General features: G+C 34.5%; 23 protein-coding genes. 11 read left to right on the forward strand and 12 right to left on the reverse strand.

Translation table 11 applies throughout. The features are described 5' to 3' along the window. The first annotated feature begins 16 nt into the window (after positions 1-16). The 3 genes from metG to WCP78_RS04280 are packed head-to-tail and all read left to right on the forward strand — an operon-like array spanning position 17 to position 3,153. Positions 17-1,576, forward strand: a complete 1,560-nt coding sequence (gene metG / locus WCP78_RS04270) for a methionine--tRNA ligase (RefSeq protein WP_336279275.1) — start codon at positions 17-19, stop codon at positions 1,574-1,576. After that, positions 1,566-2,339: a TatD family hydrolase gene (locus WCP78_RS04275; RefSeq protein WP_336279276.1), complete on the forward strand. Its 774-nt coding sequence runs from the start codon at positions 1,566-1,568 to the stop codon at positions 2,337-2,339. The genes metG and WCP78_RS04275 overlap by 11 nt, the downstream gene beginning before the upstream one ends. A gap of 10 nt (positions 2,340-2,349) precedes the next feature. After that, positions 2,350-3,153: an MBL fold metallo-hydrolase gene (locus WCP78_RS04280; RefSeq protein ID WP_336279277.1), complete on the forward strand. Its 804-nt coding sequence runs from the start codon at positions 2,350-2,352 to the stop codon at positions 3,151-3,153. A 613-nt stretch (positions 3,154-3,766) separates the two neighbouring features. Here WCP78_RS04280 and WCP78_RS04285 read toward each other — a convergent pair. The 3 genes from WCP78_RS04285 to pcsA are packed head-to-tail and all read right to left on the reverse strand — an operon-like array spanning position 3,767 to position 6,066. Next, positions 3,767-4,219, reverse strand: a complete 453-nt coding sequence (locus tag WCP78_RS04285; protein ID WP_336279278.1) for a DUF6163 family protein — start codon at positions 4,217-4,219, stop codon at positions 3,767-3,769. Beyond that, a complete protein-coding gene (locus WCP78_RS04290; protein WP_336279279.1) occupies positions 4,216-5,262 on the reverse strand; it encodes an enoyl-CoA hydratase/isomerase family protein in 1,047 nt (348 codons plus the stop codon). The genes WCP78_RS04285 and WCP78_RS04290 overlap by 4 nt, the downstream gene beginning before the upstream one ends. 21 nt (positions 5,263-5,283) lie before the next feature. Beyond that, entirely contained in the window at positions 5,284-6,066 is a 783-nt protein-coding gene (gene pcsA, locus WCP78_RS04295; protein WP_336279280.1) for a phosphatidylcholine synthase, read from the reverse strand. 239 nt (positions 6,067-6,305) lie between these two features. On the opposite strand from pcsA, the gene WCP78_RS04300 reads away from it, so the two are divergent. Both WCP78_RS04300 and WCP78_RS04305 read left to right on the forward strand, forming a co-directional pair. After that, entirely contained in the window at positions 6,306-7,547 is a 1,242-nt protein-coding gene (locus WCP78_RS04300) for a UbiH/UbiF family hydroxylase (protein WP_336279281.1), read from the forward strand. Next, positions 7,534-8,001, forward strand: a complete 468-nt coding sequence (locus WCP78_RS04305; protein WP_336279282.1) for an NUDIX hydrolase — start codon at positions 7,534-7,536, stop codon at positions 7,999-8,001. Before WCP78_RS04300 ends, WCP78_RS04305 begins: the two co-directional genes overlap by 14 nt. A gap of 207 nt (positions 8,002-8,208) precedes the next feature. Here WCP78_RS04305 and WCP78_RS04310 read toward each other — a convergent pair whose 3' ends face one another. Further along, entirely contained in the window at positions 8,209-8,505 is a 297-nt protein-coding gene (locus WCP78_RS04310; RefSeq protein ID WP_442895300.1) for a hypothetical protein, read from the reverse strand. Positions 8,506-8,678: 173 nt separating this feature from the next. Here WCP78_RS04310 and WCP78_RS04315 point away from each other — a divergent pair, with 173 nt between their 5' ends. The 3 genes from WCP78_RS04315 to sodC all read left to right on the forward strand — a co-directional run bounded on the left by WCP78_RS04315 (position 8,679) and on the right by sodC (position 10,335). Continuing rightward, on the forward strand, positions 8,679-9,029 hold the full coding sequence (locus WCP78_RS04315; RefSeq protein WP_336279283.1) for a hypothetical protein: 351 nt from the start codon (positions 8,679-8,681) through the stop codon (positions 9,027-9,029). Further along, on the forward strand, positions 9,001-9,321 hold the full coding sequence (locus WCP78_RS04320) for a hypothetical protein (protein WP_336279284.1): 321 nt from the start codon (positions 9,001-9,003) through the stop codon (positions 9,319-9,321). Before WCP78_RS04315 ends, WCP78_RS04320 begins: the two co-directional genes overlap by 29 nt. Before the next feature lie 486 nt (positions 9,322-9,807). Then, the gene (gene sodC / locus WCP78_RS04325; RefSeq protein WP_336279285.1) at positions 9,808-10,335 is read left to right on the forward strand and encodes a superoxide dismutase [Cu-Zn] SodC; all 528 of its coding nucleotides are present in this window, start codon (positions 9,808-9,810) and stop codon (positions 10,333-10,335) included. 461 nt (positions 10,336-10,796) lie between these two features. On the opposite strand, the gene WCP78_RS04330 is transcribed toward sodC, so the two are convergent. From WCP78_RS04330 to WCP78_RS04355, 6 genes are all read right to left on the reverse strand, one after another. Beyond that, complete coding sequence (locus WCP78_RS04330) at positions 10,797-11,198, reverse strand: SUF system Fe-S cluster assembly protein (RefSeq protein WP_336279286.1); 402 nt, start codon at positions 11,196-11,198, stop codon at positions 10,797-10,799. After that, positions 11,191-12,435: an aminotransferase class V-fold PLP-dependent enzyme gene (locus tag WCP78_RS04335; RefSeq protein WP_336279287.1), complete on the reverse strand. Its 1,245-nt coding sequence runs from the start codon at positions 12,433-12,435 to the stop codon at positions 11,191-11,193. Before WCP78_RS04335 ends, WCP78_RS04330 begins: the two co-directional genes overlap by 8 nt. 11 nt (positions 12,436-12,446) lie before the next feature. Further along, complete coding sequence (sufD, locus tag WCP78_RS04340) at positions 12,447-13,715, reverse strand: Fe-S cluster assembly protein SufD (protein WP_336279288.1); 1,269 nt, start codon at positions 13,713-13,715, stop codon at positions 12,447-12,449. Positions 13,716-13,727: 12 nt separating this feature from the next. Next, a complete protein-coding gene (sufC, locus tag WCP78_RS04345) occupies positions 13,728-14,483 on the reverse strand; it encodes a Fe-S cluster assembly ATPase SufC (RefSeq protein ID WP_336279289.1) in 756 nt (251 codons plus the stop codon). A gap of 57 nt (positions 14,484-14,540) precedes the next feature. Next, positions 14,541-16,052 (reverse strand): Fe-S cluster assembly protein SufB, encoded by a 1,512-nt coding sequence (gene sufB / locus WCP78_RS04350; protein ID WP_336279290.1) that lies wholly within the window; start codon positions 16,050-16,052, stop codon positions 14,541-14,543. 154 nt (positions 16,053-16,206) lie between these two features. Then, a complete protein-coding gene (locus WCP78_RS04355) occupies positions 16,207-17,352 on the reverse strand; it encodes a cysteine desulfurase family protein (RefSeq protein WP_336279291.1) in 1,146 nt (381 codons plus the stop codon). A 185-nt stretch (positions 17,353-17,537) separates the two neighbouring features. Here WCP78_RS04355 and WCP78_RS04360 point away from each other — a divergent pair, with 185 nt between their 5' ends. From WCP78_RS04360 to WCP78_RS04370, 3 genes are all read left to right on the forward strand, one after another. Then, positions 17,538-18,218: an alpha/beta hydrolase gene (locus WCP78_RS04360; RefSeq protein ID WP_336279292.1), complete on the forward strand. Its 681-nt coding sequence runs from the start codon at positions 17,538-17,540 to the stop codon at positions 18,216-18,218. A 285-nt stretch (positions 18,219-18,503) separates the two neighbouring features. Next, positions 18,504-19,760: a tyrosine--tRNA ligase gene (gene tyrS, locus WCP78_RS04365; RefSeq protein ID WP_336279293.1), complete on the forward strand. Its 1,257-nt coding sequence runs from the start codon at positions 18,504-18,506 to the stop codon at positions 19,758-19,760. Between the two features lie 206 nt (positions 19,761-19,966). After that, positions 19,967-20,449, forward strand: coding sequence for a peroxiredoxin (locus tag WCP78_RS04370; protein ID WP_336279294.1), 483 nt, complete (start codon positions 19,967-19,969; stop codon positions 20,447-20,449). A gap of 127 nt (positions 20,450-20,576) precedes the next feature. On the opposite strand, the gene prfB is transcribed toward WCP78_RS04370, so the two are convergent. Together prfB and WCP78_RS04380 are read right to left on the reverse strand one after the other, a co-directional pair. Then, positions 20,577-21,705 (reverse strand): peptide chain release factor 2 gene (gene prfB / locus WCP78_RS04375; RefSeq protein ID WP_336279295.1). Its coding sequence is split into 2 segments (ribosomal slippage): positions 20,577-21,635 and positions 21,637-21,705, totalling 1,128 coding nucleotides; the frame shifts between segments, so codons are not numbered across the junction. A 168-nt stretch (positions 21,706-21,873) separates the two neighbouring features. Next, a complete protein-coding gene (locus WCP78_RS04380) occupies positions 21,874-24,324 on the reverse strand; it encodes a penicillin-binding protein 1A (protein ID WP_336279296.1) in 2,451 nt (816 codons plus the stop codon). Positions 24,325-24,438: the final 114 nt, after the last annotated feature.

Genomic DNA, 24,438 nt, shown 5'->3' on the forward strand with positions numbered 1-24,438 from the left:
TTAAAACGAGTATGACATGCGTGACACATATTATATAACAACTCCAATTTTCTATCCTAATGGTACTCCACATATTGGGCATGCCTATAGTGCTATTGCAAGTGATTCTTTAGCTCGTTTTCAACGACTAGATGGTAAGAGTGTATTTTTTCTTTCTGGAACGGATGAACATGGTCTGAAAATGCAACAGACAGCACAAGCGTTAGGTATAAAACCTCAACAACTTGCAGACAATAATAGTGCTGTATTTAAAAAAATGCTTGCGGTATTCAATTGTTCTAACGACGATTTCATCCGTACGACAGAAGAGAGACATTGTCAAGCGTGTCAAGAAATTTGGAAAAAGATGGAAGCTAACGGCGATATTTATCTTGGCCGTTATAGCGGTTGGTATTCAGTTCGTCAGGAAGCTTATTATGAAGAAAAGGATACTGAAATTGGGGAAGACAAAATTCGTCGTGAAAAAGAATTAGGTTCTCCAGTTGAATGGAACGAAGAAGAAAGTTACTTTTTTAGACTTTCGCGTTATGAAAAAGCTCTTCTTGACTATTATGAAAAACATCCTGATTTTATTGCTCCTTTTGAACGGCGTAACGAAGTTATCAGTTTTATTAAATCTGGCTTAAAAGATATTTCCATTTCAAGGACAAGTTTTACTTGGGGTGTTTGTGTTCCAGAGAATCCAAAACATGTGATGTATGTCTGGGTTGATGCGCTTACAAATTATCTCTCAGCAATTGGCTATTTCGATAAAAATTCAAAAAATCGTAACTTTTGGCCTGCAGATATTCATATCATTGGTAAAGATATTATTCGTTTTCATGCAGTTTATTGGCCTGCATTTTTAATGTCTGCCAAAATTGAATTACCTAAGCACATCTTTGCTCATGGTTTTTTACTTAATCGCGGAGAAAAAATGTCAAAGTCCATTGGAAACGTAGTTGATCCTTTTGAAATGGTCAATCACTATGGTCTTGATCAAGTTCGTTATTTTCTGCTCCGTGAAGTGCCATTTGGCCAAGATGGAAGTTATAGCCATGATAACTTTGTAAATCGTATTAACGCCGATCTTGCAAATGATCTTGGTAATTTAGCACAGCGTTCTTTGTCTATGATTGCTAAAAATTGTGATGCAAAAGTTCCTATACCAGCTGCATTATTAGTTCAAGATGAACAGCTTTTGGAACAATCTCTTCAAACACTTGAAATTGTGCGCCAAGCCATGTTATCTCAGAAAATGCATGCAGCTCTTTCAGCCATTTTTTCACTTGTTGCAAGTGCTAATCGTTATTTTGCCAATGAACAACCTTGGAGTTTACGCAAAAATAATCAAGAAAGATTTTGTACAGTTCTTTACATAACTGTAGAAATTCTGCGGCGAATTGGAATTATGTTATTGCCTTTTATACCACAATCAGCTGCAAAAATTCTTGATAGCCTTGCAATTCCTAAAGAAGATCGATTACTGTGTCATATAAGTAGTTCAAAGATTCAAGAAGATATTGATCTTCCGCCACCACAACCAATTTTCCCTCGTTATATTATTAAGAAAGACGATATTCATCATGCTAATTGATACACATTGTCATCTTGATTTTGAAGATTTTTCACAAAATTTGAATGATGTTATACAACGGGCTTTAGATGCTGATGTTAAACGTATGATAACGATTTCAACACATGTTCATAAATTGGATAGGCTTTTAGAAATCACACAGACATATGACCAAGTATTTTGTTCTGTTGGTACCCATCCTAATCATGCTCATGAAGAACAAAATATCACAGCTGAAAACCTTATTCGCTTATCAAAACATCCCAAAATTGTTGCGTTTGGAGAAGCAGGGCTTGATTATTATTATGATTACTCCTCACCTGAAGAGCAACAAAAAATTCTCTTAGAACATATTATTGCTTCTCGAGAAACACAATTACCCATTATTATTCACTCACGCAATGCTGATACAGATATGGAGAGAATATTACGCGAACAGACAAAAGAAGGATCTTTTCCGTTTGTATTTCATTGTTATTCATCGGGAATGCAGCTTGCTCGTACTGGTATTGAGCTTGGTGGTTATATATCTTTTTCAGGTATTCTTACATTCAAAAATGCGCTTGAAGTTCGTGAAATAGCAAAAATTGTGCCTCATAAGCAATTGTTGATTGAAACAGATGCTCCGTTTTTAGCACCTATTCCTCATCGAGGTAAAACAAACGAGCCATCTTTTGTGCGTTTTACAGCATCTGTTTTGGCTGAAACTATTGACTTAAGTCTTGAAGAAGTAGCTCAGATAACGACACAGAATGCTTTTCGCTTATTTAACAAAATGAAATAAGGTCAAAGGTATGTTGGATCGGTATCGATTTACAATCTTAGGCTGTGGTTCTTCTCCAGGAGTACCACGTCCCAATGGTGATTGGGGAGCTTGTGATCCGAATAATTCTAAAAATAAACGCTACAGAAGCTCCTTATTGGTCGAGCGCATCAATAAATCAGGTAAAAAAACAACAGTTATTATTGATACTGGTCCAGATTTTCGTTCACAAATGATTGATGCACATGTAAGCCACCTTGATGCAGCTATTTATACACATTCCCATGCCGATCATACTCATGGTATTAATGATTTGCGTAGCTATGCGCTTGCACAAAAATGTCTGATAGATGTTTATGCAGATGCGTTTACACTGAAGCATCTAAAAAATTCTTTTGGATACTGTTTTCAAACACCGAAAGACTCATTTTATCCACCAATTTTAAAAGAAAATCTTATCAATGAAGATAGCCAATTTACAATTCAGGGGCAGGGCGGTGCAATAACAGTTAATACACATTTACAATTTCATGGTGGTATCCACTCTTTAGGTTTTCGTTTCGGAAATGTAGCTTATTGTACAGATGTTAGCAAATTTCCTGAAAAAACGTTACCAAAATTAATGAATTTGGATGTTTTAATTATTGAGGCTCTTCAGTTTGAATCTCATGCAAGCCATCTTTCAGTTGATCAAGCATTGCAATGGATAAAATATTTGAAACCAAAGCAAGCTATATTAACACATATGGATAGATCGCTTGATTACAATGAGCTTATTAACTATATTCCACCGCACATTAAGCCTGCATATCAAGGCCTTACTTTTGAGATATAAATAAAATATTTTAAAAATATTATTTAATATCCAGAAAAAAGTACTTCAATTACAATGATACACAACAAAATGATAAATTCTTCGGATATTTATTGCCGCCAAATGAACTTTTATCTAACAAACATAGAATTGAGAACAATCTTATATTTTTACATAATTTACTAGTCTTGTCTTTTTAAATTTAATGAAACTATATCTTTGAATAATCGTAAAATTTTTAAATTATCTTGCTGTTGATCAAGAATTTATAATGGACAAAGTATTTATGTTTAAAACCAAATTAATATCTATACTAATGTAAGTAAAATATATTCTGATATTTTATTTGCATATAAAAGACTTATTTTTGACATAATTGTGTTATAAAAGTGAATTATATGACGGTAATATGATCATTATTAACGAAGTTATAAATTTTTATTCGTTTTCACATATCGCATAATATATATTATGGAACTTTTTAATAGAAAGGATACATATATGGTAGTATCAGCGCTTTGGGGAACAATAGCGACATTATTATGGATATTTTCAACAAAGGTAACCAGTGTGTGGGACTTATGGTGGGTTCCATTTACTTAAGATAAACAAAAACTCTCGGATAGGATCAATATTACTGGTCTGATCCTATTCCAGAAGTATCAGTTCCAGATTTTTTTTTAAAGAAAATTATCATAATTTGTAATATCATAAAAATTAAGAATAGTGTTCCGTGAAATAATGGCATAAGCGACTGATAGGTAGAAACTGAATCAAAACAAAGAGTTTTTATCACAAATGTTTCGGTAAATACTGCTATGCACCATAAGACAATTCCCCACGGTGAATACATCCAAAGCCCAATTAATGCGATAGGATAAATAATAGCTAATGTGCCTGTTAAAAATTTCCATTGCCATGGCATAAGATCAAATTGCCATAAAACTCCAGGAAATACACCAACAAGACGTAACCAATAAAAAATACTCAAACTCAAGCAAATTAGCGCTAAAAATCTTAAATAAAAGCTATAAATTAATAATAATATATTGATTTTTGAAGTATGTTTTTGAGTGCTATTTATCAAAACAATAATTCTCGTTTTACGGGTTGAAAATAAGCGTTGATCATTTCGTCTGTTATATCTGACAGTTTATTGGGATACCATCTAGGTGTATAGCTCTTGTCAATCAACGTTGCACGCACACCTTCACGAAAATTATGCGTATCAATCATGTGATGTGCAATACGATTTTCAATTTTCATACAATCTTCCAGAGATTTAAATGAACTTTGTTTCATTTGTTTCCAAATAACTTTCAAGCTCGTTGGAGCACGTGATTGTAAAATATTATAACATTTTTTAGCAAATAAAAGTCCTTCATTGCTTCTTTTATAAAGCAACTCTATACATTCTTCTAGTGTTTGTGTACTAAAGCAAGTTCTAATAACACTGCGTATTTCATGATTTGTTTCATAGTCCCTTGTGATTGCCCGTTCTTTCAAAGCTAAAATAGGGCTTCCCTGCTCAATAATCGCTTTTCTAATAACATCTAGTTCAATTGCTGAAACTGCATGAGTTGCTAACCTTAAATTTAAACAATCTCCCCATCTTATACGCATACCTGTCAAAGCAAGGTAAACACCAAAATAATCTGGAAGAGGAGGCAAAAAAAAGCTTGCACCAACATCTGGAAAAAAACCAATAGCACCTTCCGGCATAGCGAAGAGTGTATTTTCTGTAACAATCCGATACGAGCCATGTACAGAAATACCAACCCCTCCTCCCATACAAATACCATTCAAAAAAGAGACATAAGGCTTTGGAAAACGCTTAATATAAGCATTTAAACGATAAGTATCACGAAAATATTGATAAGAAGATTCTATATCTTTCATATGATAGATCTCTACAATATCTCCACCAGCACAAAAGGCACGTCCCTCTCCTTCAATTAAAACACATAAAATATCATCATCTTTTTCCCATGTACTGAGAGCTTCTTGGAAAGCAGAAATCATCCTATGATTAAGAGCATTTAATGCAGAAGAACGTGTAAGCTTTATGATACCAGCATAACCCTCTTTTGTAAAAGAAATGTCATTACCGCCCCCAAAATCAATTTGCATTTTATGCCCTTCTTAAAGTACCTACTTCATTGTTTTAACGTTTTTTTGCACACCTAATTGAGGAAATAACTGCATAACAGCACCAATACAATATATATAAATTCCTGTTATTGAAATTCCTATCTTAATCCAAGATGGAGCATTAAGTTGGTAAAAAAACGCAGAAACGCCAAAAGCACACCATAAGAGAAAAATTGAAAAATTAAGTTTGCGCAAACGAATAACTCTAACTGGGTGTATAAAATAAATTGGTAAAAAAGATACAACTGCTGATAAGGCTATAATAGTAAAAGCAACCCATTCTCCTGGTCTGACTACAAAAAGCATAAAAACCATCATATTCCAAACTACGGGAAATCCTTTAAAAAAATTCTCTTTGGTTTTCATTCCAGTATCAGCGTAATAAATAGCCGATGAAATAACAATGATAGCGCTCAATAAAAACGATACTCTCGATCCCATAAAACCACTTTGGTAAAGAGCAAAAGCTGGAATTAAAACATAAGTTACATAATCAATAATGTTATCTAATAGTTCTCCAGACCATGTTGGAAGAACGTACTTAACATCAAGTTTGCGCGCAATTGGCCCATCGATACCATCAACGAGAAGTGCTAGTCCAAGCCAACAAAACATAGCAGTCCATTCTTTTTCAGATGCAGATATAAGAGAAAGAAATGCTAAAAATGAACCCGACGCTGTTAATAGATGGACAGAAAAAGCCTTCGCTTGCGGCATCGTTACTGTCTTATGGCGCAACAGATCAGCCTTAGTTTTTATTCTTTTTGTCAGTTTACGTTTCAAAGTTTTGTTATCCTCACTTTAAAGCTTTTATCCCCTTTATTCATATGTCATGTTTTTCTTATGATATGATTCATTTATAAAAAACACAAAAAAGTTACTTTTTTATATCGTGTTGAAAAGTTATTTTTTATTTATGTTACTGCTTATATAATATAATAGGAGAGTTTTATGTAATAAAAAGAGATTATTCACTTAGAAAAGTTAAAATAGTTGATAGATTAGGAAAGGTTTAAGTAGTTGTGACATTTCAAAAAAACAAACATGAAAGTATTACTGTTATTGGTGCAGGTCCAGTCGGTATGTTAGCAGCACTTAGCCTTGCACATAAGGGGTATTCAGTTTCCCTTATTGGCCCACCTGCTCACGCAGATGAATTGCGTACAACAGCTCTTATGATGCCAGCTATTCGTTTACTTCAAAAGTTAAATATTTGGGGTACTCTCAAACATCATGCTGCGGCTCTATCTTTTATCAAAATTATTGATATAACCTCTAGAGTTGTGCGTGCTCCTACTGTAAATTTTTGTTCAACTGAAATTGGTGAAGAGGCTTTTGGGTATAACGTCCCCAACAGTGAATTAAACAATGCTTTAAAAAATTCTATTCTGCGTACACCGAATATTGTAAGATTTTTTTCTCCGGCAAAATTTTTTAATTATCAGCAAAATCACGTATCCATCACTCTTGCAGACGATACAGTTATTAAAACGTCGCTCATTATTGCCGCGGATGGGCGCAATTCTTTAACACGTACAGCCGCGGGAATAGGCATAAAACAGTGGGATTATTCTCAAACAGCATTGGTTTTAAATTTTTCACACGACGTTCCACATAAAAATACATCAATTGAATTTCACACAGAATATGGTCCATTTACACAGGTTCCGTTACCAGGGAATAGGTCTAGTCTTGTATGGGTTGTCAATTCTTTGCGTGCTAAAGAACTATTAATTTTAGAGCAAAAAGCAATTGCAAAAGTGATTGAAAATCAAATGCAATCAATACTTGGAAAGATAACATTAGAAACATCAGTTCAAGCGTGGCCTCTTTCAGGACTTATTTCTCATTGTTTTGCTGCTAATCGAACAATTTTAGTAGGAGAAACAGCTCATGTCCTTCCTCCTATTGGAGCGCAGGGATTAAATTTAGGATTTCGTGATGTTCAAACTTTAATTGATGTTGTGCCCAACGAAATATCTGATTTTGACTTTAAAACGATTATTATGCACTATAACCGACGTCGTAAATCGGATATAATTATTCGGAGCGTATTTATTCACATGTTCAATAATGCTTTACTTTCTAATATGTTGCCTGTACATATTATGCGAAGTGTTGGGCTTGGAGTATTACGTAATTGTTCACCGTTACGTAACTTTTTGATGAGAGAAGGTATGTACCCTGGCTCCGGATTAAAAGGGATTATGCAAATATTTCCAATCAAATTGACTGAACGATTAAGCTTATATGATAGAAATTAATAATACTAGCGTAGCTCATAATAAGTATATTTTGCTAGATAATGGATGTTTTTTGCAAGTTGGCGCATTGGTTTATCGCATAAGAAATGAAAGTCCTGAATTTCTTCTTATTACTAGTAGAAGATCTGGACGGTGGATCATACCAAAGGGATGGCCGATCCCCAAAAAATCTTTTTCACAAGCTGCATTACAAGAAGCCTTTGAAGAAGCTGGCGTGCGGGGTACAAGTGATGCATATCCTATAGGTACTTATGAATATAAAAAATCAAATTTTAAGATAAAGGAAAATAGAAAACTCTGTGTTTACGTTTTTGCCGTGCTCTATTTGCATCAAGAGGAAAACTGGCCAGAAAAAAAACAACGTATATGTGAATGGGTTTCCGTACAAGAAGCAGTTAGTCGTGTTAAAGAGCCACAGCTTAAAGATATTTTTTTGAATTATAAACCTTGTTAAAATCTGTATACATATTAAGTTCCCCTTCTATACCAATTACTTAACAATATGAATGTTGTGAAGTTCATATTTAAGTAAATAAATACTATTGATTTCTCTTCCTATTGAATCTGCAATGATAAATGATGTACATACAATCATCATAAAAAAAAATAGTTAATTTCAAATTTATACTTAATATCATCTCATACGCTTAATTAATTTCTTTCAGGCTTTCACATCGCTTTCATTTTTTATATTAATTGTTCCAGAATAATCGATAGATATGAAAAAATGACATTTTTTGAATTCTACTAAAGCACACCAAATGCCTTTGTCATCTAAACGCAATCGTTTAATATCTTTAAAACCGCTGCGCGTTAGATAAGTCTTAATTTGCGAAGCAGTAAATGAATTGTGGCCTGGTTTAGTGATATTTTTGGTAAAAGTATAATCGAGAATTTGGCAATAAAGAAAGATTCCAATTCTATTTAAGAAACTCGCACTTGCGGCATTACAAACAATATCATCAAAAAAACAATTGTAGTGAATCAATTTAATTTTTTAATAATCTTACTGTTAAGTATAATATCAAAAATATAAAATAGATGTGGGAACCTTAAGTAAATATAAAGGTTAATTAAGCGTATGAGATGAATATTTAAAATCATCGTTTAACTTAAATAAATAGTGATACAATGAAGTTAAGTATAAATTTGAAATTAACTATTTTTTTTATGATGATTGTATGTACATCATTTATTATTGCAGATTCAATAGGAAGAGAAATCAATAGTCTTTATTGTCAAATCCCTAATTATACTTTTACCAAAAATATTACTAAACCAGGCCACAATTCATTTACTGCTTCGCAAATTAAGACTTATCTAACACGCAGCGGTTTTAAAGATATTAAACGATTGCGTTTAGATGACAAAGGCATTTGGCGTGCTTTAGTAGAATTCAAAAAATGTCATTTTTTCATATCTATCGATTATTCTGGAACAATTAATATAAAAAATGAAAGCAAAAAATATGATTTATTCTAAGATTTGTAGCAGCCTTGACCCAAATGGACAACAGAGAATTTTTTTTAAAAAAATTTATAATTCTATTAAAGAACTCGCACTCATTGGAAGTTTAAACGGTAGTGTCTCTGGAGCAATTGCAGCAATTCTTGCAGCTTATGGTTATATTGCTCTTCCAGGATTTGGGCCAATTATTGCAATGGGTGTAAGTATAACATTCTTTATTAGCGTAATAATTGGTGCAACAATAGGATCAGTATTGGGTATTTTAATCGGAACACTTTGTGTCTTTACAGGCAATTTATATGCATAATAAATTGAGACAAAAACACCTTGTAAAATGCGGATAATCGATTAATTGATAAATTATATAACGGAAAAAACCTTGACCGTATTATTAATTTAATTACTGTTAAAGTATTCAATATTTCTTACTTGGATTTTTCTATATCCTAAAAATGTATCCTAAAAATGTGTTTATTAAGACTTATTTAGGAATGTGATCGTATAGATAATAAATGACTACACAAGCTATGTTGCTTATAGATAGAAAAATTGTTTTCAACTAGTAAGCGATAACCTGGGTTGATTTCTTTAAGCTTATAAAGATTTTAAATCACATTTGCTCAAAAAAAATAGTGTCCTACTTATAGCATAAATTACTTTTTTAATAAAGTAATGTGTCATACAAACCTAAATAAACTAAAAAGCTGCATTACAAGTATAAAATATAATTTTTATAATTATTAAATGACTTTGAAAAGTATTTTTTAGTTAAAACAAATATAAAAGGTGTTATATGAATAAGATTTTTTTTCCTTTACTAGCTTTATTTACATTTTTAACTTACGCATCTACATCATTAGCAATGTCAACTCAAGTAAAAATTTATGAACTTGGAAAAGATAATGTAAAAAAAGATATAGGTATAATAACAATTGAAGAAAATATACATGGATTAATTTTTACGCCAGATTTATTTAGTCTTCCAGAAGGTTTACATGGCTTTCATGTACACATGTATCCTTCGTGTGATACAAAAGACAGTGTAGTTGGTGGTGCTGCAGGAGGACATTATGATCCGAAAAATACCAACAAACATCTTGGACCTTACAATGTTAATGGACATCTTGGTGACTTACCTGCACTTTATGTCGATGAACATGGTAAAGCAACAATGAGTGTTATTGCACCAAAAATTAAAAAAATTTCTGAAATTAGCGGCCGCTCGTTAATAATTCATTTAGGAGGAGATAACAATTCAGATCACCCATTGCCATTAGGTGGAGGTGGTGCACGTCTAGCATGTGGTGTTATAGAAAAGTAAACTTAAAACTGTAAAAAGTAACAAACTGTAGAAGCACGTAATATCTTCTACAGTTTTCTGATAGGAAAATCTTCCTTTCATTTCTATTACAATTTTTTACAAAACCCTTAAATATTTTTTGGAAATTTCTGTTTTAGAAGCCACTTTATGAAACATTAATTTCTTCAACTTTTTCCTATATTTTTCAGAAATCTTATCATGCTAAAGACACTTTCTGACAACGCACAAAATTCATCCCCCCTCTCCCTTATATAGCAGAATATTTATAGGATTTTTGCCAAATACCGCATGAACATTTAACAACAATCATAATCAGTGTTAAATGTCCTTATAAGCTTAAAAAAATAGATAAATTCAGTTTGTATTGGTTAATTCATATAATCATACTCAAATTAAGTACTTACCAAAAATAAAAATGGTTCATTCATGAACAAGTAAAACAAAACTATCTTCTAAAACTTTTAATACCACCCAATAGCAACTTGAGCTTCTTCTGACATACAATCAGGTGTCCATGGAGGATCAAATGTCATGATCACTTCAACATGCGAAACACCTTCAACTGCATTCACAGCATCTTCCACCCAGCCTGGCATTTGTCCTGCAACAGGACATCCTGGTGCTGTAAGAGTCATTTCAATTTTTACCGAACGATCATCTTCAATATCAATACGATAAATAAGTCCCAATTCATAAATATCAGCAGGAATTTCTGGATCATAAACCGTTTTTAAAGCAGAAATAATATCATTCGTCATCCGTTCAATTTCAGCTTCTGGAATTGCTGATATATAAGATCTGTCTTTTTCGCTGTCTTTATTACCAGATTCAATAAAACTACATCGCTCAGTTGATTTAGCCATTAAAAAATGTCCTTGCTTTTTCTAACGCTTCCACTAATTGATCAATATCTTCATGATTATTGTACATTGCTAATGATACACGACAAGCAGATGTTAAGCCCAAATGTCGTAATAAAGGCTGTGCACAATGTGTTCCTGCACGTATAGCAACACCTTGTCGGTCAATAAACATAGCAATATCATGTGCGTGAATACCTTCTATTTCAAAAGATATAATAGCGCCTTTATGAGGCGAACGACCGTAAATGCGCAATGATTTAACCGTTTCAAGCTTTTCATGAGCATAGGCTAATAGTGTTGCCTCGTGTGCATGAATAGCATTTTTATCTTCTCTTTGTATGTAATCAATAGCGGCAGCCAATCCAATAGCTTCGACTATAGGAGGAGTTCCTGCTTCAAAGCGAGACGGCGGGGCATTATAAAGAACTTTTTCGGTAGTCACATCTTCAATCATTTCCCCCCCTCCTTGAAAAGGATGCATTTCCTCCAAGCGATATTCTTTACCATAAAGAACACCTATACCTGTAGGACCATAAAGCTTATGACCCGTGAAAACATACCAATCACAATCAAGATCTTGTACATCAACTGTTAAATGTACAGCTCCTTGAGAACCATCAACCAAAACAGGGACGGAATTTTGGTGTGCCAACTTAATAATCTCTTTAACAGCAGGGATAGTTCCTAACACATTAGACATATGAGTAATAGCAACAAGTTTTGTTTTATTGCTCAAAGCTTTCTCAAAGTCTTCAATATGCAAAACGCCATTTTCATCGACTGGAACAAAAATAAGCTTAACACCCTTTTGTTCACGAATAAAATGCCAAGGAATAATATTTGAATGGTGCTCCATAATGGTGAGGACAATTTCATCCCCTTCATTTAATTTAAACATACCCCATCCATAAGCAACAGCATTAATGGCTTCCGTAGCATTTTTTGTAAAGACAATTTCCTTAGCTGTTTGAGCATTTAAAAAAGTACAAACAGTTTTTCGGGCATCTTCATAAGACTGAGTAACTGCATTTGATAAAAAATGTATTCCTCGATGCACATTTGCGTAATGGCGTCGATAAAAATCATTCATCGTGTCAAGCACTGATTGTGGCTTTTGTGCGGATGCACCACTATCAAGATAAGCCAATCGCTTTCCATAAACATCACATTGTAAAATAGGAAAATCACGGCGAACTTTTTCTACATCATAATTTAACGTTGGTACGTCATTTTCCATTTTATTTTGCCTTAAATATTCTTTTTTAACCATTGAACAATAACATCATCAAGTATGGTTTTAATTTTATCCTGCTGGATGTCATCGATCAATTCTGAAACAAAACCTTTGATCAAAATTTCTTGAGCAGTTTTAAAAGGAATACCACGTGCCATCAAATAAAAAAGTTGATCACGATTAATTTTTGCAACGGTCGCTCCATGACCACATGCAACATCATCAGCAAAAATTTCCAATTCAGGCTTTGCATTAAATTCTGCATCATCTGAAAGGATAAGACTATTGCAAGCCATACGTGCATCCGTTTTTTGAGCTTTTTGTGCTACCCGTATCATTCCTTGAAATACACCATGCGCTTCATCTGTAATAACATTGCGAACAATTTCTGTTGAAGTTGATCCTTCAGCAATGTGACGAACTGTCATTGTAAGATCACTATGCGTTTTCCCAAATAATAAATTTATTGTTCGTAATTGAAAATTAGATTCTTCTTTTTGCAACTCAACATCAATTTCTTGACGATTAAGCTGACTGCCAATATTAATTATATAAAGCGATAATTTTGCATTTTCTCCAAGTGTCGCATGTAATCGACTAAATTGAGTAGAATTTATTCCTCTATCCCTGATAAGGATCCATGTGACGTCACTACGATCTGCAACATCTAACGAAAATATTGAACTTACAAACGTATCTTTATCATTACCAATTTCGCGCTCAATAATAGTAGCTTGGCTATTTTGTCCAATTTTTATCTCTGAAAAAGTATGAGACTGCCCCCCTCTTTGAATATTTTGTATCTCTATGGGAGTATTTAATTTGGTATTCTCAAGAATCTGAATAATCCAACCATCTGTAACAAAAGCTGTGTTCAATTGCCCGATAAAATCTTCATCGACAGTGACTGGAACTATTTTTACACAATTTTTTTTCAATGCATCTGCAAAACTTTCTGCTGAAACATTTGATATTTCTGATTTTATAACCGTTCTGCCATTTTCAATAGAAAATATGCTATTGTCTGGAAGTAATGCGTCAACTAACTCACTGTTATTTGTTTCTAAAAAATCACAGATAGTTTTTAATAAAACACGCAAATTAGTATAATGCCAATTCTCAATTTTACGCGAAGGAAGCTGTGCTTTTTTAAATAGTTCAATAGCTTCTTTGCGTATTGTGCGTACTGCTTCATTCCCAGGTAAAGTATCAATACATCGATTAAAGTTATTGATAATATCTGTTTCAACTTCTATAAATTTTCGTTGTGAATTCATACGCATATCCCAATAACCTTAAGCTGCTTCATTAATAATATCAGCATATCCATTTTTTTCTAAATAAAGTGCCAATGATTTATCTCCGCTTTTGATAATCCGACCTTTATGAAGAACATGCACTGTATCAGGAATAATATAATCAAGTAGACGCTGATAATGGGTAATAAGCAAAAATGAACGTTCCAAATCACGAAGCTTGTTAACACCATTTGCAACTATCTTTAATGCATCAATATCTAAACCAGAATCTGTCTCATCTAAAACACAAACTTTTGGTTCTAATAAAGCCATTTGGAGAATTTCAGTTCGTTTTTTTTCACCACCTGAAAAGCCAACGTTTAAAGGACGTTTAAGCATAGACATATCTATATCAAGCTTCGAAGAAGCTTCTTTAACGCGTTTTATAAATTCAGGAGTTTTAAGCTCTTCGTCTCCACGAGCTTTACGTTGAGAATTTATTGCAACTTTTAAAAATTCCATTGTTGCAACACCTGGTATCTCCATTGGATATTGAAATGCAAGAAAAATGCCAAATGCAGCTCGTTCTGCTGGATCCATTTCTAAAAGCGATTGTTTGTTATAAAGAATATCACCTTCTGTTACCTCATAATCATCGCGTCCAGCAAGCAAATAAGATAAAGTAGATTTTCCTGCTCCATTTTGTCCCATAATAGCAGCAACTTCGCCATTTTGGATAGTTAAATTTAAACCCTGAATGATCTCGGTTTCAGTTCCAGCAATACGAGCGCGCAAATTTTTTATCTCTAACATAATGTTATCCTGTTCTCACAACTTGTACTTAGCATATTATTTTGCGTTATGGATAAATCAACCCACGCTACCTTCAAGACTAATACCAATGAGTTTTTGTGCTTCAATAGCGAATTCCATTGGAAGCTTTTGAATGACTTCTTTTACAAAACCATTCACAATTAACGCAATAGCCTCTTCTTCAGGAATTCCTCGTTGCATAACGTAAAAAAGTTGATCATCAGATATTTTAGATGTTGTTGCCTCATGCTCAAGCTGAGCTGTAGCATTTTTTGCTTCAATATAAGGTACTGTGTGAGCACCACAATCATTGCCAATGAGTAAGCTATCACATTGGGTAAAATTCCGCGCATTTTGTGCTTTTCGGTGTGCAGAGACCTGGCCACGATAGGTATTATTGGAAAAGCCTGCAGAAATACCTTTAGAAATAATACGACTTGACGTATTTCTTCCTAAATGAATCATTTTAGTACCAGAGTCAACTTGTTGATAACCATTTGCAACAGCAATAGAATAGAACTCCCCACGTGAATTATCTCCACGTAACAAGCAAGACGGGTATTTCCAAGTAATAGCAGAGCCAGTTTCAACCTGTGTCCACGAAATCTTAGAATTATCACCTCGACAATCTCCACGCTTCGTCACAAAATTATAAATACCACCTTTTCCTTCTTTATCACCAGGATACCAGTTTTGTACTGTAGAATACTTAATTTCTGCATTCTTCAATGCAATAAGTTCAACAACGGCAGCATGAAGTTGATTTTCATCACGTTGAGGCGCAGTACAGCCTTCAAGATAAGAAACATAAGAATCTTCATCTGCAATAATGAGTGTTCGTTCAAATTGTCCTGTATTGCGCTCATTAATCCTGAAGTAGGTCGAAAGTTCCATAGGACAACGAACTCCTTTAGGAATATAAACGAAAGAGCCATCTGTAAAAACAGCTGCATTCAAAGCAGCATAATAATTGTCACTAACTGGGACAACAGCTCCTAAATACTCTTTAATAAGGTCGGGATGTTGAATAATCGCTTCTGAAATAGAACAAAAAATAACACCAGCACGTGCTAATTCTTCTTTAAATGTTGTAACAACAGAAACAGAATCAAAAACTGCATCGACAGCTACTTTCCCTGAAGCATAAATATTATCATCAAGGTTAGAAGGCTCTCCTTGTTTTCTTACACCCGCTAGAATTTCCTGCTCTTTGAGAGGAATGCCGAGCTTTTCATAAGTTAACAATAATTCAGCATCAACCTCATCTAAAGACTTTGGCCCTGCATGATTTTTAGGAGCAGCATAATAATAAAGCTCCTGAAAATCAATTTTTGGATATTGAATGCGCGCCCAATGTGGTTCTTCCATTGCAAGCCAACGATGAAAAGCTTGTAAACGCCACGTTAACATCCACTCAGGTTCATGTTTTTTGGCAGAAATAAATCGAATAATATCTTCGGTTAATCCTTTAGGAGCTTTATCTGTCTCAATATTGGTTTCAAAACCATATTTATATTGATCAACATCTATTTCACGTACCTTGCGTATTGTTTCCTGTACTGCAGGCATTAACTTTCTCCATTTTTTTGGTATCACGAACCTATAATTATCGTTCCCACAAGATTACAGAAGCAATTTATCTTTTAAACTACATGCAAAGTGAAAAAGTTTCAATTAAGCTTATTTTATTTTTTAAAATAACTCTAAATTTAAATGATAAACTCTATTTTTTATGATTATTTATAATTTGAGAAAAAACCAATAAAAAATCATCAATATCTTCAGAAGTGGTGCTGTGTCCTGTTGAAACACGAATCGCGCCAGTTGAAGAATGATGCCCCATTGCTTCCAGAACTCGGCTTTGTTTTACTTTTCCTGAAGAGCAAGCAGAACCTGCTGATACAGAAAATCCTGCTAAGTCAAAACCAATCTGCATGGTCTCAGCTTTTATATTTTGCACAGAAAAATAAGTCGTATTTGGCAAGCGTTGCGCTTCTTTTCCAAAAATTTCAACATCCTTACTAATTTTTTCTAACCCATCTTCTAATTTATTACGTAAATAAATTAACCGATTTATTTCTTCTTGAGTATAACAATCAGTGATTGCTGCCCCAAAAGCAGCAATGAGCGGTAAAGCTTCTGTCCCTCCACGCAGTCCTTTTTCTTGCCCTCCTCCGACAATAAGAGGACAAGGCATCAAAAGATCACCACAGGAAACAAAAGCACCAACTCCTTTGGGGCCACCAATCTTATGGGCAGAGAGTATAAAAAAATCTCCTCCCATCTTGTTAATATCAATAAAATTTTTATCTACATATTGTGTTAAATCAACAATCAGAATACCTCCAGCATTCCGAACGATAGCAGCGATTGATGTTATTTGTTGAATAACACCAGTTTCACCATTTGCAGCTTGAATAGCAACGAGCGGGAGACCTTTTATGTTATCGTGCATTGCTAAAAGAGAGCTTAATTTATCTTGTTGAATTAAACCATGCTGATCAACAGGAATTATGCTGATCAATTCTTTAGAAAAACGCCCCCCTTCTGCAACAGATGGATGTTCGGTAGCCCCAATGTAAAGGCGAGAAAATTGTATCTTAGAGCTTCCCATATTATAAAATGGTGTTAACACAGTCATTGCTGCTTCACTTGCTCCAGATGTAAACACAACATGGTTGGGGTCTGTATTGAGCCTATCAGCAATTTGCCGACGTGTTTTTTGTAATAAAGCCTTAGCAGCTCGTCCTTCTGTATGAACAGAAGATGGATTCCCAAATATTTCCAAAGATTCTAATAACGCTGCTCGTGCCATTTTTGTCAGCGGTGTGGTTGCATTATGATCAAAATATCGGCGTTTTATACCCATTTTACATCTCAATCATTAATCTTATAAATTGATTTTCAAAAATAGCGCAATTTTCTTGAAAAATGCACAAAAAACAGAATATCTAACGGTTCATTAAAATGAAATGATCATGTAAAAAGACTACTATAGCAGAAATAGACTAAGGTCAATGAAGAAGAGCTCTAATAGCATTTAAGGAACATTTAATGCCAGAAATTATTTTTAATGGTCCAGCAGGCCGTCTCGAAGGACGCTATCAGCCTTCACAACAAAAAAATGCACCAATCGCAATTATTCTGCATCCTCATCCTCAATTTGGTGGAACAATGAATAATAAAATTGTTTATGATCTATTTTACATGTTTCAACAACGTGGTTTCACTACGTTGCGCTTTAATTTTCGTGGTATTGGTCGCAGCCAAGGAGAGTTTGATTATGGAATAGGAGAACTTTCAGATGCTGCCGCTGCACTTGACTGGATACAAGCACAACATCCTGATTCTAAAAATTGTTGGGTAGCGGGATATTCATTTGGAGCTTGGATTGGTATGCAGCTTTTAATGCGCCGGCCAGAAGTTGAGGGCTTCATATCCGTTGCTCCTCAACCTAATATTTACGATTTTTCATTTCTTGCCCCTTGTCCATCTTCTGGGCTTATTATTCATGGCGATATAGATAAGGTTGCCCCTCCCAAAGATGTCCAAGGTCTTGTTGATAAATTAAAAACGCAAAGAGGAATCGTTATTACGCAAGAAATATTAAAAGGTGCCAATCATTTTTTTAGCGGACACAATAAAGAACTTATTGAACGATGTGCACAGTATTTAGATAATCATATTATCAAGGAACTTTCGATTCTGCCGAATGAAATATCTTTACTCACTTAGAAGTATTAGAACATTATAAAGAGTGAACAATGATCATTATAAAAAATTCAGTTTCTCCTTAGAAGAGTTTTGTATTTTCTTATATCTTACCACGTACAAGAATAGAAATTTACCTTCTAAAATTAATGATAATCACTCTTTTGATCGTATAACGCATAAAATAAATTTTGTGTTATATTTACGTCTAGTATTTTCATTCTCTTGTGATCTTCTTGTGGTTTATATGCCATCTATGGTACTAAGAACTGGTTATAAAACAAGCGCAAATTGGTTAGGAAAAGATTCATGCTTCCCTTTAAATCTGATTTTTTACATATTATGAGAGAGCGTGGCTTTATCCACCAAATTTCGGATGAAAAAGGCTTAGATTCACTCTTTGCAAAAGAAGTTGTAACTGCTTATATTGGATTTGATCCTACAGCATCAAGTCTGCATGCTGGAAGCCTCCTTCAAATTATGATGCTTTATTGGTTACAAAAAACCGGTCATAGACCTATTATTTTAATAGGTGGAGGAACGGGTATGATCGGTGATCCTTCTTTCAAAGATCAAGCTCGCAGTTTGCTTACACAAGATAATATTGCTAAAAACATTGCTGGTATTAAAAAGGTATTTTCTAATTATTTAACATTCGGCGATAAAAAAACTGATGCGTGTATCGTTAATAACGCTGAATGGTTATGCAATTTAAATTATTTAGAATTCTTGCGAGATATTGGCAAACACTTTTCCGTTAATCGTATGTTGTCATTTGATTCTGTCAGGCTCAGGCTTGAGCGCGAACAGTCTTTGTCATTTCTTGAATTTAATTATATGATTTTGCAAGCATATGATTTTGTTGAGCTTTATAAGCGTTATGGATTACGCGTACAAATGGGTGGCTCTGATCAATGGGGTAATATTATCAATGGAATTGAATTAGGACATTCTTTAAACACACCTCAATTATATGCATTAACTTCACCGTTACTTACCACTTCTTCCGGTGCAAAAATGGGTAAGTCGTTGAATGGTGCTGTGTGGCTTAACGCGGATATGCTTTCACCTTATCAATTTTGGCAATATTGGCGCAATACAGAGGACGCTGATGTTATACGATTTTTAAAGCTGTATACCACATTGCCAATGGAAGAAATTAATAAGCTTTCCACATTAAAAGGTACTGAAATTAACGAAGCAAAAAAAATTCTTGCAACAGAGATTACAGCAATGTTGCATGGACGGAACCTTGCAAATGCAGCTGCAGAAACTGCTCGTAAAACTTTTGAAGAAAAAACTTTAGGAGACAATCTTCCAACTATTGAAATTAACACCAAAGAATTAAAAATAGGCACTGGATTACTGACCCTTTTAGTACAAGCAGGGCTGGCTAAGTCTAATAGTGAGGCTCGCCGACATGTCCAAGGCGGAGGTGTACGTGTCAATGATCAAATTGTTGAAGATGAGACGCGCCTTATTATTGAAGAAGATGTCAATACAGCAGGAGTGATTAAGCTTTCTTTTGGTAAAAAAAAGCACGTTTTAATTAAAGCTCTACAATAACCTTTATTTCATTCTATGTTTTTTATGCATGTTATAATTGTGATAGATACTGTTTCCATCATTTAGTTTTCCAATTTAATTCTAAAGTGCCTTTGCTATTATCTTTTAGATAAAAATTTTTTAATTATTATATTTAGAACAGTTGAATAGCTATTTTTTCTATGTATTCTAACGCTTTATATTCACTAAAATAGAAAGACAAAACGATGACAAAATCAATGAAAGGTACTTCAGCTCCTGATTTTAATTTACCATGTGATGGTGGAAGTAAGTTATGTCTTTCTGACCTCAAAGGAAAATTGGTTGTCTTATATTTTTATCCGAAGGATGATACAAGTGGATGCACAACTGAAGCAGTTGATTTCACACGATTGAAGACACAGTTTGATGAAATCGGTGCTGTTGTTATTGGTATGTCTCCAGATAATATTAATAAACATAACAAATTCAAAACAAAGCATGAACTTGATGTTATCCTTGTGTCAGATGAAGAAAAAACTACACTCGAGAAATACGGTGTTTGGGTTGAAAAAAGTATGTATGGGCGCAAATATATGGGTGTTGAACGAAGCACTTTTTTAATTGATTCAACTGGGAAAATAGCAGAAGAGTGGCGCAAAGTTAGCGTATCTGGACACGCAGAAAAAGTTTTAGCCGCTGCCACACTTTTACACAATAATGGCTCATAAATACGGTTATTTATACGCATGTAAAATGAAGCTATTTCAAAGTCAGTTCTGTTATCTAACCGATATAACTTGAGTTTAACGAGCTGAGTTAGTAGATTAGGCAAAAAATTGAATTAGGACTGTTAATTTAATCAACATCTTCAATTTTTTGCTCTTTTCCGTGAATACGTCTAGAAAGTGCTGCCTCTATAAAAGCATCTAAGTCGCCATTTAGTACGGATTGCGGATCAGTATTTTCAACGCCAGTGCGTAAATCTTTGACAAGCTGATAAGGTTGAAGAACATAAGATCTAATTTGATGTCCCCACCCGATATCTGTTTTAGAAGATTCAATAGCGTTCGTTTCCTCTTCTCTCTTTTTCAGTTCTTCTTCATAAAGCCGAGCGCGCAACATAGACCATGCGGTTGCTTTATTTTTATGTTGGGAACGCTCAGTTTGACATTGAACAACAATACCCGTTTTTATATGCGTAATGCGAACTGCAGAATCTGTTGTGTTAACATGTTGCCCTCCCGCACCTGATGCACGATATGTATCAATACGAACATCTGATTCTGAAACATCTACTTCAATATTATCATCAATAACAGGATAAACCCAAATACTTGCAAAAGACGTATGTCGCTTTGCATTCGAATCATACGGAGAAATCCGTACCAAACGATGGACTCCTGATTCTGTTTTCAGCATACCGTACGTGTTATACCCTTTTACAAGAATAGTTGCTGATTTTATTCCTGCTTCTTCTCCATCGTGAATTTCCAATACTTCAGTTTTCATTTTATGTTGCTCAGCCCAGCGCATATACATGCGTAAAAGCATAGAAGCCCAATCTTGGCTTTCCGTACCACCTGCACCGGCATGAATTTCCAAATAAGTATCATTTGAATCTGCTTCTCCTGATAGAAGCACATCAATTTGCTTTTTATCTATTTCGTTTTTAAGATTACGTATTACATTTTCTGCATCAGTGATAATTTCCATATCACTTTCTTCTTCGCCCATTGCAATCAACTCAATACATTCTTCAAGCGTTTTCATAAATGATCGAATGCCATTTATTGAGTCTTCGAGACTTTGACGTTCACGCATCATATCCTTTGCTTGTTGGGCATTATGCCAAAGCGTTGGATCTTCTGCTTTTTGATTAAGATATTCAAGCCGTTTTAGTGACTGTTCCCAGTCAAAGATGCCTCCTTAGCAATTTAATTGCTTGTTGAATTTCATCGACCAAAGTTTCTATTTCTGTACGCATAATTTAACGCCTTAACTGTTTTATTTGCACTTTTTAACTATGCTCTTAAGCATATCAATATGTTAGCATAGATACATTTATTAAAATTTATTTTTTCAAGTGTATCATATAAATAAGCAGATTTATTTATATCACCTATTATCATATTTAGGAGAATTGCTTAATTTATTAATATAACCCACCAGAACCACTTTCAAGCGCTTTATTAACCTGCGGAGATATTGTTATTGAAGGTACACCTTCTTGAAAAGATGTACCTCCATCAATGACCTGATATATATCTGCAGGACCAGTTCCTGGTTTAAATGCCTCTATAATAACATTACTATCCCCCTCCTCAGCGAGCATACCTGTCCTACGATTAATTGGCATTAAAACCATTCCTTTTGGCATTTTAAATGGAACATCTGGTTTACCTTTCAGAGCATTTTGTATAAACTCACCAAAAATAGGCGCTGCTAATGCACTTCCTGTTCCATTATACCCTAACGGAGCAGGTTGGTCATAACCAATGAAAATACCAACAACCAGATTGGGGGTAAATCCCATAAACCAAACATCTTTAGAATCATTCGTTGTTCCCGTTTTAGCAGCAATGTGTCGATGAAGGTAATGCAAACGTGCCGCTGTACCACGTTGAACAACGCCTTCCATCATTGATGTAATCTGATAAGCTGTCATAGGATCAAGTACTTGATCTCGCTCATCAATCAATGTTGGTTCGGGTTGATTATTCCATGACTGGGCATTACAATTTTCACATATACGATCATCATGACGATAAATAGTTTTGCCGTAGCGATCCTGAATTCGATCGATAAGTGAAGGTTTAATAGAACGTCCACCATTGGCAATAACTGAATAAGCTGTAACCATTCGTAAAACTGTTGTTTCAGCGGCTCCCAAGGCCATGGGAAGATAAGGCTGTAATTTGTCTACAATACCAAAACGCTCTGCATATTCGGCAACAAGAGGCATTCCCATATCATGTGCAAGTCGTACAGTCATAAGATTACGGGAATGTTCAATACCATAACGCAGAGTTGAAGGCCCTGCAAATGTGCCACCATAATTTTTGGGTTGCCAAACCTCACCATTTGTTTGGCGAACCTCAATAGGACCATCCAAAACGACTGATGCTGGTGTATATCCATTATCTAATGCTGCTGCATATACAAAAGGTTTGAAAGCAGAACCAGGTTGACGGTAAGCCTGTGTTGCACGATTAAATTCCGATTCAGAAAAAGAGAAACCTCCTACCATCGCCAGAACACGACCAGTGTGAGGATCCATAGCGATGATGGCACCTTCAATCTTTGGGATTTGCTGTAAACTGTATATTTTGTTTGTATTTGATATTTTTTTAACAAAAATAACATCTCCAACTCGCAAAATATGAGATAAGTCTTGAACAGTTCTTCGATAACCATTTTTATCAATAGTATTTAATGCCCATTTTGAATCTTCTTCAGATAAAACAGCAATTTCCTGTTTTTTGGATAATGCCCCCGAAGATTCACGCTGTGGCTGCAAACCAATTTTTATTTTATTTGCATGAGTAGAAAGAACAACGGCCAAATGCCATTCAGGAATATCACTTAACCCTGAAATATTTGCGAGTTCAACACTCCAATCGCTCATTTCATTAATATGTTTATAAGCTCCACGCCACCCTTGCAAATGATCAAATTTAATTAAACCATTTTGCAAAGCACGTCGAGCAATAACCTGTAAACGTGGATCAAGTGTTGTACGAACTGAAAGTCCACCTTCATAAAGTGTTTTAGCTCCATAATTACGCATTAAATAACGACGTATTTCTTCGACAAAATAGTCGGCAGAAAAAACATGATTATCACCATCACGTATGCTTATCTCCAAAGGTTTTTCTTTAGCTTCCTTACCTTGTTCGAGTGTTACATATCCGTTTGCAACCATTCTATCTATAACCCAATTGCGCCGTTTAATGGCACGCTGTGTATTTTTAAATGGATCATAATTCGCTGGTCCTTTCGGAAGAGCAGCCAAATAAGCACATTGCTCTAAAGTAAGTTCATTAACAGACTTATTGAAATAAGCTAAAGAAGCCGCTGCAACGCCATAAGAACTACGACCAAGATAAATCTCATTGAGATAAAGCTCAAGGATATGATCCTTTGAATAAGTCTTTTCAATACGCATTGCTAAAATAGCCTCTTTTAATTTTCGCTCTAACGTTGCATCTGAATTTAAAAGGAAGTTTTTAGCGACTTGTTGCGTAATGGTTGAAGCTCCTTCTGGACGTTTTCCAGAACCAATATTACGGATATTATTGATTAATGCTCTAAAAAGTCCTTCAGGATCTAAACCGAAATGATGATAAAAATTTTTATCTTCTGCCGAAATAAAAGCATCTTTAAGAAGCTTTGGTATTGACTGAATTGGTAAATAAAGACGATGTTTTGTTGCAAATTCTGCTATGAGACTTCCATCAGAAGCATGAACACGCGTCATCACAGATGGCTCATATAACGAAAGAACCTCATAATCAGGCAATGTACTCGCCTGACTAATTGTTACTACTCCCCAGAATCCAATAGTAACAATCCATTGTAAAAGATATTTAATAAAAATCATCATCGAAACGGCTATCGCTTTCTTCAGAATTGATCAAAGGAAAAACACAGAATACCATCAAAACAAGGTGTCATTATCATTAACTCAAGATAAGATAAAGATAAGCTACTTTCTATT

It is taken from the genome of Bartonella occidentalis, assembly GCF_037070875.1.
In the GTDB taxonomy this organism is placed as follows: domain Bacteria; phylum Pseudomonadota; class Alphaproteobacteria; order Rhizobiales; family Rhizobiaceae; genus Bartonella.

Bases quoted from the DNA above. Each gene is read 5' to 3' on its own strand.
- metG (WP_336279275.1), top strand. From the start codon at position 17: ATGCGTGACACATATTATATAACAACTCCAATTTTCTATCCTAATGGT.
- WCP78_RS04275 (WP_336279276.1), top strand. From the start codon at position 1,566: ATGCTAATTGATACACATTGTCATCTTGATTTTGAAGATTTTTCACAA.
- WCP78_RS04280 (WP_336279277.1), top strand. From the start codon at position 2,350: ATGTTGGATCGGTATCGATTTACAATCTTAGGCTGTGGTTCTTCTCCA.
- WCP78_RS04290 (WP_336279279.1), bottom strand. From the start codon at position 5,262: ATGCAAATTGATTTTGGGGGCGGTAATGACATTTCTTTTACAAAAGAG.
- WCP78_RS04305 (WP_336279282.1), top strand. From the start codon at position 7,534: ATGATAGAAATTAATAATACTAGCGTAGCTCATAATAAGTATATTTTG.
- WCP78_RS04315 (WP_336279283.1), top strand. From the start codon at position 8,679: ATGAAGTTAAGTATAAATTTGAAATTAACTATTTTTTTTATGATGATT.
- WCP78_RS04320 (WP_336279284.1), top strand. From the start codon at position 9,001: ATGAAAGCAAAAAATATGATTTATTCTAAGATTTGTAGCAGCCTTGAC.
- sodC (WP_336279285.1), top strand. From the start codon at position 9,808: ATGAATAAGATTTTTTTTCCTTTACTAGCTTTATTTACATTTTTAACT.
- WCP78_RS04330 (WP_336279286.1), bottom strand. From the start codon at position 11,198: ATGGCTAAATCAACTGAGCGATGTAGTTTTATTGAATCTGGTAATAAA.
- WCP78_RS04335 (WP_336279287.1), bottom strand. From the start codon at position 12,435: ATGGAAAATGACGTACCAACGTTAAATTATGATGTAGAAAAAGTTCGC.
- sufD (WP_336279288.1), bottom strand. From the start codon at position 13,715: ATGCGTATGAATTCACAACGAAAATTTATAGAAGTTGAAACAGATATT.
- sufC (WP_336279289.1), bottom strand. From the start codon at position 14,483: ATGTTAGAGATAAAAAATTTGCGCGCTCGTATTGCTGGAACTGAAACC.
- sufB (WP_336279290.1), bottom strand. From the start codon at position 16,052: ATGCCTGCAGTACAGGAAACAATACGCAAGGTACGTGAAATAGATGTT.
- WCP78_RS04355 (WP_336279291.1), bottom strand. From the start codon at position 17,352: ATGGGTATAAAACGCCGATATTTTGATCATAATGCAACCACACCGCTG.
- WCP78_RS04360 (WP_336279292.1), top strand. From the start codon at position 17,538: ATGCCAGAAATTATTTTTAATGGTCCAGCAGGCCGTCTCGAAGGACGC.
- tyrS (WP_336279293.1), top strand. From the start codon at position 18,504: ATGCTTCCCTTTAAATCTGATTTTTTACATATTATGAGAGAGCGTGGC.
- WCP78_RS04370 (WP_336279294.1), top strand. From the start codon at position 19,967: ATGACAAAATCAATGAAAGGTACTTCAGCTCCTGATTTTAATTTACCA.
- WCP78_RS04380 (WP_336279296.1), bottom strand. From the start codon at position 24,324: ATGATGATTTTTATTAAATATCTTTTACAATGGATTGTTACTATTGGA.